This is a genomic window from Kaistella sp., from assembly GCF_041824135.1.
Taxonomy (GTDB): Bacteria; Bacteroidota; Bacteroidia; order Flavobacteriales; family Weeksellaceae; genus Kaistella.
Genome location: NZ_JBGZYM010000027.1, coordinates 1 through 14,848 on the forward strand (window position 1 = coordinate 1; position 14,848 = coordinate 14,848).

A 14,848-nucleotide genomic window follows, 5' to 3' on the forward strand; every position below is an offset into this window, starting at 1 on the left:
ATTGAATTGTTGACGACTTCTAATAGCTCTGATACTTCCTGTTTTGTCGTATTTTCTTTTGTACTTTTTTAAGGCTCTGTTGATCGATTCACCATCTTTTACTGGGATTATTAACATAATTTACATCTCATTTTGGATTGCAAAAGTAAGATTTTTTTCTGAATTGACAAATTATTTTACTATTTTTAAACTCAATAAATTAAAATGATGCAACCCGACTATAAAGTAATCAACGCTTCTGCTGGCTCCGGAAAGACTTATGCCCTGGTTCAGAACCTGTTAACTATCTGTTTAAAGTATCCCTCGCAAGCTGACAAAATTAGAAATATCCTGGCGCTTACTTTCACTAATAAAGCTGCCAATGAAATGAAGCACCGAATTATCGACTGGCTGAAAAAGTTTTCTTTGGAAACGTATGAAACGAATAACGACCTCATCAATATTCAGGAAAAACTCAAAAATGAAGGTTTTAATATTCCTTTAAAGGATTTGCATGAACGTTCGAAAAAAATGCTGGATTATGTTCTGCACCACTACTCTACTTTAAATATTGGAACTATCGATAAGTTTAATGCTAAACTGGTCCGAAGTTTTGCGCAGGAATTAGGTTTAGCACAAAATTTTAATTTAGAAATTAATCCCGAACCTTTTCTAATTGAAGCAGTTGACAAAATGCTGGAAGATATTGGCGAAGAGAATAAAATTTCTGAAGCCTTTATGGATTTCGTGAATTATACTTTGGATAATGATGACCGTATTGACCTCAACAAAACCCTTTATAACTCAGCGAAAGAATACGTTCAGGACAAACATTACTTTCAATTGAATAAAAACAAAGATTTTGACTGGGAAGTTTACGAAAGCACGAAAAAAAATCTTCGAAAAAGCATTAAAGAATTAAAAGAAGATTCCATTCGAATTGCGGAAGAAGTGATGAGTTTACTGAAAGAGAAAGATTTAGAAGTAGGCGATTTCTTCAGTGGTGCCAATGGAATCGCTGGTTTCTTTGAAAAATTCCTTAATAACAAAACGCCTAAACTATATCTGACCCAACAAGAGGAAGATAAAAGAGATGAAAACAATTGCAAAGGTTGTTCCTCTAAAGCCAAGCATAAACAATCCGAAATTCTGGAAATTCTGGATTATCTGAGAGCAAACCGTAAAAAAATAATCGACAATCACGTTGAAGCTGAAAAGAAACAGAAAATTCTTAATGCGCTTTTGCCCTTAAAAGTAAATAAAGATATTCAGGATAAACTGGCAGAAATTGAACAAGAGAACGATTTAGTTTTGCTGTCGAAATTCAACATTATGATTCATGAGAATCTTCGGGAAGAACCGACTGCTTTCATTTATGAAAAAATCGGAACCAAATTTTCTCATTACTTCTTTGATGAATTTCAGGACACCTCTTTATTGCAATGGCAAAATTTCCTTCCGTTAAGAGATCACGCAGTTTCACAGGAGCACATGAGTTTTACGTTGGTTGGCGATCCTAAACAAAGCATTTATCGTTTTCGTGGTGGCGATTCTCAACTGATGCTGGATATTATCAATAAAAAAGAGAAATCACCAGTTTTTGCAAAACTTGAAAATCTGGAAAATAATTATCGAAGTGCAAAAAATATTGTTGATTTCAATAATCAACTGTATCAATTCATGTCTCAATTTACAGAAGATGAACACCAGGAAATCTTTGGAAATGGTTCGCAGCAAACGGCTAAATCGGATATGGAAGGTCGAGTACGCATCAATCTTATTGAAAATGCCAGTAAGAAAAGTGTATTTTATGATGAGGCGACCGAAAAAATGCGGGACGATATTGAAAGCTGTTTAGCCAATGGTTATCGGTTTTCAGACATTACGATTCTTTGTCGTGGAAATTTTGATATTTTCACGTTCTCTCAATTATTAGGGAATTTAAAAGTCAATTATAAAGACGAGGAAGTTTATATAAAAACGATTTCAGAATCGGGTCTAACGCTGAATCTATCGCTTACATTACTAGCATTGACCGAATTTTTGAAGTGGGAAGAAAATCCGAAGAACTTTCAGTTTACCGTAAAAATGCTTTATTATTTAAAGATTTTAGGACGAATAGAAATGGAAGATTTCAGCAATGAAATTATGGAGATTCTCGCATTGAAAACTAAATCGGAAATGGAAGTTTTCATTGTGGAGAAATATGGACTTCAATTACAGTCCAAGGATCTACTCCAACTGAATCTTTATAATTTTATCGAACATTTCTTACATGAGTTTTCGGTAAAAGATAAAGAAACCGATTTCCTTTTTAATTATCTGGAAATGCTTTATGGCTATTCTCAAAATGCAGGTTCTACGCTTAAAGAGTTTTTGAAATATTGGAATGAAGAAGCCAATTCAAAAACCATTCAGGCGTCTGAAAACGTAGATGCGGTGCAGATCATGACGATCCACAAATCAAAAGGCCTGGAATTCCCGGTTGTTCTTTTGCCGATGAAAAATGCGGCTGGTTCTAAAAAAAGTAGTTATTGGTTTGGAACCAACTCTGAAGAGCAACTCAATTCTGTGAACGTGAATTTCTTTGATAGTTCATTAGAAATTTATGATAATGAAATCGCAGACTTTAATAATGAAAATTCTTATCAGGAAAAAATTGATCAATTCTGTTTGCAATATGTAGCCACAACAAGAGCAGCAGAACAACTTTTCTTCTATATTGAAAAACCGAATAAATCAGCCAATCATTTAGAAATCTATGATTTTTTAGGATCGAAAATCCCTCGTGATGAAACCGGAGAACCAACTTCTTCATTTGATCTATACGAAGTTTCTGCAGAACATTTAAAAAATAAGAGCGAGAAAAAAAGTACTGAATTCACTACCAAAGCAATTCATCTAACGTCTGAAAAAGACAAATATCCGAACGCAATTAAAATTGCAACACCGACAAAAAACTATCAAAACCGCGTAGAAAAAGTACGAATGGGAATTTTTACCCACGAGATTTTAGCTCGAATCAATACAGCGAAAGATGTAGAGAAAGTATTGGAAAGCTATCTTTTAGAAGGAACCATAACGAACGAAGAAAAATTGCAGATCAATGACCGGATCTTCAATATCATTAATAATGAAAATTACGCCAGGTATTTCGAAGAAAATCAAGTCGTCATCAATGAAAAAGATATTATGATCTCGGAAAACGGAACCTCATCAATCTATCGTCCGGATCGATTGATAGAAACTGAAGATGGAATTATCATCATCGACTTCAAAACTGGTGATGAGTTGGAAAAACATCAATTACAATTGGACGAATACCAATCTGTTTTAGAAAAATTGGGCAAGAAAGTAATTGAATCCCAAATCGTTTATGTCTAAAAAAAACCTGTCTCAAAAATGAGACAGGTTTTTATTTTCAATTATAAAATCTTGATTATTTCTTCTTAACCGCGGTTACAACCTGTGCTTCCATCTTGGTTACATTGTCATAGATCTGTTTAAAAGCGGGATAATATTCTTTTGGGAAAATAGAATCATCGATTTTAACCGTGGTTTCAACCGTCAACTTATTGCCAGTTTGCGTAACAACATAAGCATATTGCAAAGCATTATCTTCTGTTCTGAATTTTTTAGACTTCGGTACATTTTCAAATTCGTAACCATCCGGAAGAGTTACAGTCACTTTTTTCACTCTGTCAAACGCGGAATAAAATTCGATATCAGATCTTCTCGGCTCGGTTTGATTATAACTGTGATTCTGAGAATACAAAAACAACAATGGATTAAAGACCAGTTTATTGCCGATATTATCTACAAAAGTATCAGAAGTAAAATCAAAACTTGTTTCGAAATCATTGTTTTTCTGCAAGCCGTGTTTCATATTGGTAAACGGAAATTTGTATTCATCCTGATAATTTTTCGCAAAAGTTTTTTCATCTTCTGTAAAATTTTCATTGGCAATCATGGCGTATAATTTCGTATCGCGATCGGCAAATTTACCTTCCATCGTTCCGTCGGGCAGTAACTTCGCATCAATAGAAAGCACGGTTTTACTCACTTCTGGATAAATAACATTGATCTGCTTTGCTTCATCTTTTGTCATCACAATCCCATACTGATTCAGGGCTCGAGGAGAAATCATATTCACTTCCGTCAATTTCGAAGTCCCATCTAAAAGATAAATTTTTCCATTTTCATTAAAAGAAGCCAGCACAAAATTAAGTTGGGAAATCGATGGATTGTACGCCAGTAGCATTCCTCTCTTAATCGTTGACAACACCACTGGATCTGCATCAAAACCAGCATTCCTCAAAAGCATTGTTAGTAGCAGATTGATCTCCGCCGTATTTCCAATTTTGGTAGTAATTAAGTTTTTGATTCCTTTATCGGTAAAGGTTTCATCCTCTTTATTCCAGATGTAATTTTTTTGGACAAACTTTAGAATCGCATCGGCTTTTTCCAGTCGGTTGGTCATTTCCAGAATATCTGCAGGCAATATATTTTTAACCAAATTGTCTCTCTTCAACTGTAAACCAAAATCATCATGCTCATACAATCTTTTCTGAATATCAGCCCAGGACATCGCATACGATTTGAAAACGTTGTTGATCATGGTTGAATTAAGTTCTGCCTTGATCCCTGTTTTATAATTGTTATTATTTAAAACATATTTCTCGTCTTTGAAGGCGGGAAGTTTTTCATAAGCAAACCGATACGTTTGATATTCGTTCCCATATAAGGTTTTCTGACCAGAATCACGGTGCGTTGGCGTTACACTTCCTTTGTAATTAATAGAATACCCAAGTGGTTTTGGATGATCGAAAACATATTCCACATAACTAACAGGAATCTCTTCTTCAATTAAAATTCTTGGCGTAGAGGATAAAAAAGGACTGTAAAGTTTATAAGAATATTCTACAACAGACCCGTTTTTCACATTCGCGTACGCAAATTTAGTAATCGTATAATTTTTATCTTCTTTTGATTTAAACTTCTCATCACGCTGAATTTTGGTGGTGGTTTTTTTTCCATCTTCCCAATTGTAGGTGACTGCTTTCAAATTACTCAAAGTTTCGCGATCGCCTTTACCATTGTCATAAACCGGAATTTCATAATCAAGATAATCTCCAGCATTTTCTTTATTGTAAATTTTTACACGACTCACTATTTCTTGAGTCAAGAAACCATTGTAATCAATCATATAATGAACGGAACGGTATAAAACTTCTGCGGGTGCATCGGCTTCTATTTTCGATTGCGTACTTTTCAAATCTTCGTCAGAAAGCTTTGGATCATTAAGGAATTTATGTTGTGAATAAAGGATACTCGCGAAAAAGCATCCGATTAAAAGGGTAAATTTTCTGATCATATTTTTGAGATTAAAATTTTGGTATTGTCCTTACTGGCTGTTTTCTTTCTAAAATCCACGTAATCCTTAAATTTTTCTTTCGGATAAAGTCCTTTTTTAATGGTTAGGATTCTGCGAACCATTAGTTTTTCACCATTCATTTTATATTGAAGCGAATACGCTCCAAATTCTGTCGAGAACTCTGATGCATCCGGCAAATCTGAAAATCGATAACCGATTGGCGCGGTGAACTCTATTTCATAATCATCCTGAAAAGGAAAAGCGGTTTCAAAAGGAAGTTTCCTTTCGGTATTGGTCGTAAAACTAACTGCCTGATAGAAAGGCATCACTGGAAAAAACAAATCGTTCCCTAATTTCTTTGAGAAACTTTTCGCTTTTAAATTAAGATCGTAGCTAATTTTAACATCATCACGATTATTTAAAAGATTTTTAATTTCAATCTTATCCAGCTGCAAATTGTAATGTCTGTTTTTCAAAGCTTCCTGAACCTCATCATTTTTCAAACTGAACAAACCAAGATTGGTATCGTATTGTCCGCCTGTAAACTGAAAATTAGCATCAGAAGTAATCGTTCCGTCTTCTGCCAATTGTACTTTTGCAACAAGTACTTCTTTGCTTTCCTCAGGTTTGTAAACAGGAGTATTGATGATTTTAATTCCATTCTCATCAACAGCTAAAACATTTCGGTTGTGTGATGAATAGGAAAGATGATTAAATGCAATTCGCTGCGAAGTATTTTCTAACCAAATCGGACTCTTTTCCGTTGGAACCATTAAAATAACGTGATTCCCGGATAACTTTGGAAAGTCTTTATCAAAACTGATCACCGAATCATCATTATAAATAACGGCATAATAAGAAGGAATCCCAGCCGCCTGAAGCAAAGTCCTCATATAATTGGTCAATGCTTTACAGTCGCCGTAACCTTTTTTACTTACTTCAGAAGCGGGCATTGGCTGCCAGCCACCAATTCCCATAGCAATTAATACATAACGGGTTTTGTTCTGCATGTATTGGTATAGAGTCTTGACCTTTTCAGAAGTGGTTCCCGATAAATTGAGGGCCGCAACTTCAGCAGAGATCTCGGGTGTAATTTGGGAAACAGGATTGATCAGATCATTAAAATACCACTTCCCGAAACTGTTCCAATCGGTTAAATCTCCCTGTTTTCCAGCTAAAGAAAACTTCTCTGGAGAAAACTCAACATTCGGAATTAGGAAATCTAGACTTGGGGATAAATCCTCATGATTAATCGCGGGGATATTTTGGTAGGAATATTTCCAGACATTTCCGTCTTTAGATTCTGAGACTTTTCCCAGTGGTTTATCATTGGTTTTCGTTCGAACGGTAACTCCGGAATTATTGGTAATGCTCAAATTAGTTTTCTCCAAAGCCACATTATAGCTGTTCATCGGTGAAAAACTACTCAGATAAATCGTATTCGAGGTATTGGTTTCGTACGATGTTTTTAATGTAAAAGGATATTTTGTCGAAATGGTACGAAGAACTAAAATACGGTCATCGGTATATAATCCTGCACTTGGATTATTGGTATAATCAGAAAAATCCTTTTTGGTAAAAGTTTTAATTACTTTCCCAGCTCCATCCAGCATCTCCACTTTAATGTTGTTGACTTTGGTCGTAGGATTGTACGGAATAAAAATGGTTGAATATCGATCACCAGCTGCACTCATGATGGTGACCACATGGGTTTCTTTCACCGTCATCTCATTCACCGATTTCAGAATATAATCTTCTGAATGTTCTCTGATCACCGCATTGGCATTCACGAGAAGATTCTCCGGTATGGAAGCTACTGCATAATCCTGCGCAAAACTCCACAATGATACCGCGGCGAAGCACAACTGGTAGATTTTTTTCATCCGTAAATTTTTAAGAAATAATTAATTTGCTAACGGACCCAAAACTCGCTGTGCCAGTTCCTGATCGAAAAGATACAAAGCCGAAGGATTCTCGGAAACCATTTTTATTTTGGTAACGAGTTGAGAGGCATTGGCTTCTTCTTCTACCTGTTCCGTTACGAACCATTGTAGGAAAGATACCGTCGCAAAATCACCCTCATCATTGGCATTCTTAAGAATATTAAAAATACTCCGGGTAACTAATTTTTCGTGGGCTAAAGCTTTCTCGAAAATATCAATTGCATTAGCGAATTCGTGAGGCGGTTGCTCGATGGCTCCCATTCTGATTTCTGCGCCAACATCGTTCATGTAGTCGAACATTTTGTCGGCATGCATTAATTCTTCTTTACTTTGAATGCGAAAATAATTGGCAATTCCGTCTAAATCCCGAGCGGAAAACCAAGCGGACATTGAAAGATAATATTGCGCTGCAAATTGCTCGTTGGTAATTTGGTCATTAAGCAAATCTGCTATTTTTGTACTGATCATCATTAATTCTATTTAAACAAATATAATTAAAATTTGTTCATAAAAAAAAGCGGAACATTTGTCCCGCCTAACATTAAAAAATAAAATTATGAACTGATTATTTGGTCTTTTGCATTTGCATCATTTTCTTTCCTTTCATCATTTTTCCTCTCTCCTGCATTTTTTCTTTTTTCATCGCTTCCCACTTTTGGTATTGTGCTGGCGTTAAAATATTTTTCATTTCTGCCTGATTCTGATCACGCTTCATTTTCATTTGATCCATTCTAGCTTTTCTTTCAGCCTGCATTTGTGGAGCATTCTCTTTTCTTTCTGCCATTCTTTGATCTTGTAAAACTTTTATTTTTGTAACCTGAGCTTCAGAGAGATTTAAGTCGGTTTGCATCTGCTTCATATGATCTGCTCTTTTCTGCTCCATTTTTGCCGGATCCATTTTCTGCATTCTTTGATTTTGTTGAGCCATTGCAAATGTGCCCACTGCTATGAAAGCTACACTTAAAACTAATTTTTTCATTTTATAAATTTTGTATTGTTGATCATTTTCTATTGGTTTGATGCAGATGATTATTGATTGTTAAACCGTCGTATCATAAACTTTTGTTAAAAAATAAAAGCGCTGCAACTTGCTCTGTTAAACGTTTTCTGATAGTTTGATAACTTAAATTCTAAATGGTTAAAAGACGAAAACTATAAACTTTTGTTAAAAGCAAATTTTAAATAATAATCAAAGAGAATTGAGTGATGAAATATTTTATTTTAACACGCTGTTTACATTAATAATTTTATATGCTTAATTATATGACAAAATCTTTATCGCATTTTTAAACTTATAATTATCCATTGGTTTCCGAATGTTTTAACCAAAAAAAGAGCAGTCTTAAAAAAACTGCTCTCCATCATTATTAACATTAAAATCTAAAATTATCGGGTGGTAAAACGTTGACCCGAGTTTCTTGAACTAGAACTTGGCGTTCTGGATTCTGTCTTTTGATTGCTGCGAGTTCCCGAATTGCTTTCTACTCGTCTTGTAGGAGCGGTACGTCGCACACTTTCGTTTCTGCTACCTGCATCGTTTCTAAAACCTCCGTTGTTTGCAGGAGCTTGCGACTGATTTCTCACACTGTTGTTTCTGGTGGAACTTTCATTTCTAATCGCATTATTTCTTTGACCATCATTATCCGTTCTGATTGAATTATTTCTGGTGTTAGCGTTAGTTTTCACACCATCATTTCTAAATCCATTTTCGCGAGTTCCATTTGAGTTGGCTGTTTGTCCGGTTCTTGGCGTTGGCTGAAAACCAATATTCTGTCTTGGATTCGTTTGATGATACTGAACTTTGTTCACTTTATAAACATTCACATTCACATTTCGGTATCTTGGGATTACATAAACATTTCTTGCGTAATGTCTTCTGTTGTAGTTCTGATAATATATAATTGGGTTGTAGCCGTTGTAATAATTATTTTGAAAAACTACAAAAACACTTGGTCCTAAAATTCTTTGTATCGCATAAAATCGATCATAATACCATCTGTCTGGATTGTATCTATAATAAGAATTAAATGCCGAGTAAGAAGAGAAACTGTCATTCAACATCATGATCTGCTGCACTTGCCAAGATGACAATCGGTGCATCGCTATAAAACGGTTCCAGTTTACATCATTGATACTTCTGCGATAATCATTATAATAATCTTTGTATAAAGCATTGCTGTAATAGTCAGAAGGATATTCATAATAGTAATCATCTGGGAAGTAAAACTCATCATCTTCGTCTCCGTAATAATTTCCATTGTTATAACCGTTGTTATTGTTTCCGTTTGGATAATAATCCGGGTAATTCTGTGCGGAAACCAATGTCATTAAAAACACTGATAAACCAAGTAGTATTTTTTTCATTTTTAATTTCTGTTTAGATTAATTATTTAACTAATGTGTAAATAACGTGCCAAATTTTTAACTTAAGCTTTTAAATTGCAAGAATTTATTATCAATTTATCAACAGCACTATTCTTTTGATAACAGAATGAAAAAGAAGTTAAAACCTAAGTCTTAACTTCTTATATAATCTACTGAATATCAGCATCTAAAATTTAATTTCAATCTTCTTTGATAATGATTGCAATTGCATAAAAATATTTTTTAAATTCTATTCGAATCAGAAACCCAATGAGCGATTTTCTGATTAAAATCATCATGATTTAATAATTCTCCCACATTCAAATGCATTCTGTATCTCCAGTAATGTGGAAAAACAGCGGGATTATTAATCCGTTCTTCGTCCATATTTGGATTTGTTAGTTCTTTATCCGTTGCCAAAAACTCCTGGATCGGGAAAATCGCCAACATTGCTTCATTATAAAGATGCTGCTTCATAATCATCTCTGCCAATTGCGGCTCTAAATCCCAAGGCGCTGTTCCATATTGACCTAACTGCTTTTGGAAGTACTGATAACTCAAACCGCGATCCTCATGCCACCACTGACGCAGAGTCGAACTGTCATGAGAACTTGCCGTAACTACATTCATATAACCCGCGTGTTTTGGATCGTACCACGGAATATTGTCGGACGGCATACGTTGAACTTTCAAAGCAGTAATTCCTAAACGATCCATTACTTGTGGCACTGATTCTGGAACCAAGCCTAAATCTTCACCACAAATCAACATATCTGTCGCATTCAAAATCACAGGAAGTTTTTCCATGGCCTGTTGATACCATAATCCATCTTGTCTTTTAAAGAAATAATCAACATATAGATCAGAGAGTTTTCTTTTTTCGTCGTCGTTCAAATATTGATAAGAATTTGTCTTTTCAATATTAAATCGAGGATGATATACCGCATCTTCACCAGCAACATCTTCTTTTAAGAAAAGCACATTTGCAGCTAAAGAAATTAATCGGTCTTCTGCCCAACCTTGAGGGTTCGCTTTAAAATAATCCGTTAGTTTTCTTTGATTGTCAAACTCTTCTTTAAAGGTATAAGTTCCATCAAAATGATTATTCATAAAGTGATTATGAATAATTTCTCTTTCCTCTCCAAAATAATCCCACAGAATCTGATCATTAATAAATGGCTTGCAATAACGATCTTCATTAAAGTAAATTCCTCGTGCTTCAAACTCATCCATTACAACGGGAATTGCTGGATAAAAATAACCCAAAATTCCTTGCGTGGCAGTCATCGGCATTCTCCAGATTCTAAAGAAACCAAGAATGTGATCAATTCGCATCGCATCAAAATATTGTTCTAATGCTTTAAAACGGTTTTTCCACCAACGGTAACCATCTTCTTTCATGGCTTCCCAGTTGTACGTTGGGAATTCCCAGTTTTGCCCTAGATCGGTAAACTGATCTGGTGGTGCGCCCGCTTGATAATCCATTCCGAATAATTCTGGTTCTGCCCACGCTTCTACCGAATATCTATAGATTCCGATTGGAAGATCTCCTTTTACAGAAATTCCCAGATCGTGTGTATAATCGATCGCGTCTTTCAGCTGTAAGTGAAGTTGATACTGCACCCAGGCATGAAGCATTGAACTTTCATAATCTCTACTTTTCGCCGAAAAGAAAGGAGCGATTTTTCCAGCTATATATTTCTTATGGGTTTTCCAGTCGTTGAAGTTGGGCGTTTTATATTTATCTCTCAAAACGCAGAAAGCGGAATATGGAATTAACCAGTCTTCATTTTCTTTGATGAACTTTTTAAAGTTTCTGTCTTTAAGAATTTTATCTTTATTGGTTTCAAAAATTGTCTTAATATACTTCCACTTTCCAGAAATCATCTGTTCATAATCGATCAAACTTAAATCATTCAACGCTTTCTTCTCAGCTTCAAAATCCTTCAGCAATTCTTTAGGTAAAGCATATTCCAAATTTTCAACGGACAAATATTGAGGGTGAAGCGCATACACTGAGATCGCAGCGTAAGGATAAGAATCAGTCCAGGTGTAATTCGCAGTCGTATCATTGATCGGAAGAATCTGCAAAACGGAAAGATTTGTTTTAGCTGCCCAATCTGCCAAACCTTTTAAGTCTGGAAATTCACCAACACCAAAACCATTTTCGGTTCTTAAGGCAAAAACCGGAACGGCAACTCCGGCAGCGTGATACATTTCAAAGGATTTAAATTTGAAGAAATGATCTGCTTTTATTTGAAGAATATTTTTTTCGGAATTCGGTAATGCCCAACGGTTATCGCCATATTCTATATCGAACACTTCGCCAGAATCGGTATTCATTAAACCGTATTTATACTGAATCATTTGATTGGTCGGAAGTTCAACCGCCGCTTCCCAAATTCCAAAATCAGTTTGCGACATTGAAACAGTTCTCAAGTATTCCCAGTTTCCAAGGGCTTCACAATTTCCAAGAATAACCACTTTCCAGTTCGGACGGTAAATCGGAGCTTCTAATCTGAAAAGATGAGTATGTTTTTTTAAAACTGAAATTTTCTCGGCTTTAAAACCGCGCAATTTATTTTTCAGTATTTTGTTATTCAAATAATTCTCTGGAAAATTTTTGGCATTCCAGAAATCATGAATAACAAACTCATCATAGTTGTGCGGAAAGTTTAATTGGTGCAAAGAAAATTCTTCATCTAAAATATACCCTTGTTCATTCACCAACTGATATTTATAAGAAATTGATTTCGAGAAGTGATCAACTTCTGCCGACCAGTTGCCATTATCAGTATATTTTAAAGCGTGAACTTTTTCGACGCTTCCTTCTTCCAAGACGATAACTTGCAGATTTTCACCTACTTTCGTCCGGAAATTAATTGTAAGATATAGTTTCATGTGTAGTATTCTTTGATGATTGCAATTTAAGAAATTTTTAAAGAATTTAGGATGGAAATGCGATTGTTTTAAATTTGATTACGAACGCTTATTCTTTGTAAATCATAACGTTACAACCTTAAAACATAAACATGCAATAAATCATGAAAACTGAGGCTATCGGGTTTCCGAATGAAAAAATCCTTTCGCTGTTTGCAAAAGGATTATAGTTTATTAAAAATGATTAGATATCTATTTCTGACGTTTCAATTTTAAAGGGTTTTGTCTTGCATCAAAAACATCAGTTATTTCAACTCTGTTTTTATTTTTATTAATCCAATAAATTATTTTATAATTTTTGAAAATTAAATATCTAAACTCTTCCTTCCTATCTGCAAGAAACTCTTCTTTCTGACCCACTTCAACTAAAGAGCTTAAAGTATCTACTTTATCAATTATTCCAGTAACTAAACTAGAAGCAATTTTAAGACTCACATTGATTTTATAATAATCAAAGATACTTTTCAACTCTGTTTTTGCAAAATGAGTCCAATAAACCGTTATTGCCATTTTTCCATTTCTGAACGCAAAACAGTGGATTCTGTAACTTTCTCATTTTTAGAATCATCTAAAGACTTATCAACTCTAGCATTAAATTCTTCAATTGTAAATGGCTTAAAGTCAACTTCTTTATTCTTCAAAACGCTTTCTAACCGAGAAATTAATTCCTCACTTTGAACTTTTAAGAATTCTTGAATAAATTCAATTTTTCGAGTTTGAATATCCATATTTAAAGTATTTAAAGTATTTAAATCAAAATTACAAATTAATTTCGAAAACAGTTTTTATCTTTAATTAAGTAAATATTTAATCACGAAATTGAGTAACTCGTTCCTTCTCTTCCATCTTTTAACTCTATTCCTTCAGCAAGCAAACGATCGCGGATCTGGTCCGAAAGGTCGAAGTTTTTGGATTTTCGGGCTTGGTTTCTTAAGTCAATTAAAACCTGTAAAGTCTGATCTAATTTCTCGTTGTTATTCTCTTCGATATTTTGTAAACCTAAAACATCAAAAACAAAATCACTCATCAATGTTTTTAATTCCTGCAGATCATTTTCTGTAATGGTTTCCTTTCCATCTTTTAATTTAAAGATGAAATTGACCGCCTCGAAAAGATGAGCAATTAAGATCGGTGAATTGAAATCGTCGGTTAAAGCCGTATAGCATTTTCCTTTCCATACCTTAAGATCAAAACTGGAAACCTCAGCAGCTGGAAAATTAGAATTGAAAAGTACTTTCATCGCTTCCATCAAACGTTGGAATCCTTTTTCACTGGCTACCATCGCTTCATTAGAAATATCTAGAACACTTCTGTAATGTGCCTGCATAAAATTGAACCGGACTATTGTTGGATGAAATGGTTTTTCAAAAAACTCATTGCTACCGGAAACCAATTCCATGGGCAGAATATAATTCCCAGTTGACTTACTCATTCGCTGTCCGTTCATGGTCAACATATTGGCGTGCATCCAATAATTGACAGGCGTTACACCGTTGCAAGCTTTTCCTTGCGCAACTTCACATTCGTGATGCGGAAACTTTAAATCCATTCCACCACCGTGAATGTCGAATCTTTCTCCTAAATATTTTGTGGACATGGCGGTACATTCTAAATGCCAGCCCGGAAAACCTTCGCCCCACGGAGAATTCCAACGCATAATGTGGGCGGGAGAAGCCGCTTTCCAAAGTGCAAAATCCTGTGAATTTTTCTTTTCACTTTGACCATCGAGATCTCTGGTGTTTGCAAAAAGTTCTTCGATATTTCGACGGGAAAGTTCACCGTAATTTAAGCCACGACTATTGTATTCTAAAACATCGAAATAAACAGAACCTTTGCTTTCGTAAGCAAATCCTTTCTCAATTAATTTTTGCGTCAATTCAATCTGTTCTAAAATATGTCCAGTTGCGGTGGGTTCAATTGTCGGAGGTAGTAAGTTAAATACTTCTAAAACTTTATGAAAATCGACGGTATATTTCTGTACGATTTCCATCGGCTCCAATTTCTCCAAACGCGATTGTTTAACAAAACGGTCATTGTTAACATCACCATCATCGGTTAAATGTCCTGCATCGGTAATATTCCGAACATAACGAACTTTATAACCTAAGTGAACTAAAGAGCGGTAAATAAAGTCGAAAGACATGAAGGTTCGAACATTTCCCAAATGCACATTGCTGTAAACGGTCGGTCCACAAACATACATTCCAACGCTGTTATCATGAATTGGGGTAAATGTTTCTTTTTCGCC

Annotated in this window: 11 protein-coding genes; 1 reads left to right on the forward strand and 10 read right to left on the reverse strand. The window is 34.9% G+C overall.

All coding sequences use genetic code 11. The features are described from left to right. On the reverse strand, positions 1-117 hold a 117-nt coding region (rpsU, locus tag ACEYOS_RS02855), incomplete at its 3' end, for a 30S ribosomal protein S21 (RefSeq protein WP_373797500.1). 90 nt (positions 118-207) lie between these two features. Between rpsU and ACEYOS_RS02860 the strand changes: the two genes are divergently transcribed. After that, positions 208-3,363 carry a UvrD-helicase domain-containing protein gene (locus ACEYOS_RS02860; RefSeq protein ID WP_373708385.1) on the forward strand — a complete coding sequence of 1,052 codons (3,156 nt, stop codon included), beginning with the start codon at positions 208-210 and terminating at the stop codon, positions 3,361-3,363. Positions 3,364-3,418: 55 nt separating this feature from the next. Here ACEYOS_RS02860 and ACEYOS_RS02865 read toward each other — a convergent pair whose 3' ends face one another. From ACEYOS_RS02865 to cysS, 9 genes are all read right to left on the reverse strand, one after another. After that, on the reverse strand, positions 3,419-5,353 hold the full coding sequence (locus tag ACEYOS_RS02865; protein ID WP_373708380.1) for a transglutaminase domain-containing protein: 1,935 nt from the start codon (positions 5,351-5,353) through the stop codon (positions 3,419-3,421). Continuing rightward, positions 5,350-7,236 (reverse strand): DUF3857 domain-containing protein, encoded by a 1,887-nt coding sequence (locus ACEYOS_RS02870; RefSeq protein WP_373797498.1) that lies wholly within the window; start codon positions 7,234-7,236, stop codon positions 5,350-5,352. Before ACEYOS_RS02870 ends, ACEYOS_RS02865 begins: the two co-directional genes overlap by 4 nt. A gap of 21 nt (positions 7,237-7,257) precedes the next feature. After that, on the reverse strand, positions 7,258-7,764 hold the full coding sequence (locus ACEYOS_RS02875) for a ferritin (protein WP_373708386.1): 507 nt from the start codon (positions 7,762-7,764) through the stop codon (positions 7,258-7,260). 97 nt (positions 7,765-7,861) lie between these two features. After that, positions 7,862-8,275 carry a hypothetical protein gene (locus tag ACEYOS_RS02880; protein ID WP_373708382.1) on the reverse strand — a complete coding sequence of 138 codons (414 nt, stop codon included), beginning with the start codon at positions 8,273-8,275 and terminating at the stop codon, positions 7,862-7,864. A 407-nt stretch (positions 8,276-8,682) separates the two neighbouring features. Further along, positions 8,683-9,660 carry a hypothetical protein gene (locus ACEYOS_RS02885; RefSeq protein WP_373708383.1) on the reverse strand — a complete coding sequence of 326 codons (978 nt, stop codon included), beginning with the start codon at positions 9,658-9,660 and terminating at the stop codon, positions 8,683-8,685. 243 nt (positions 9,661-9,903) lie between these two features. After that, positions 9,904-12,561, reverse strand: a complete 2,658-nt coding sequence (locus tag ACEYOS_RS02890; protein WP_373739150.1) for a 4-alpha-glucanotransferase — start codon at positions 12,559-12,561, stop codon at positions 9,904-9,906. Between the two features lie 231 nt (positions 12,562-12,792). Further along, positions 12,793-13,110 (reverse strand): type II toxin-antitoxin system RelE/ParE family toxin, encoded by a 318-nt coding sequence (locus ACEYOS_RS02895; RefSeq protein WP_373710092.1) that lies wholly within the window; start codon positions 13,108-13,110, stop codon positions 12,793-12,795. Beyond that, complete coding sequence (locus tag ACEYOS_RS02900) at positions 13,101-13,328, reverse strand: hypothetical protein (RefSeq protein ID WP_373710093.1); 228 nt, start codon at positions 13,326-13,328, stop codon at positions 13,101-13,103. Before ACEYOS_RS02900 ends, ACEYOS_RS02895 begins: the two co-directional genes overlap by 10 nt. An 83-nt stretch (positions 13,329-13,411) precedes the next feature. After that, positions 13,412-14,848 (reverse strand): cysteine--tRNA ligase (gene cysS / locus ACEYOS_RS02905; protein WP_373797499.1); only part of this gene is annotated, 1,437 nt, incomplete at its 5' end.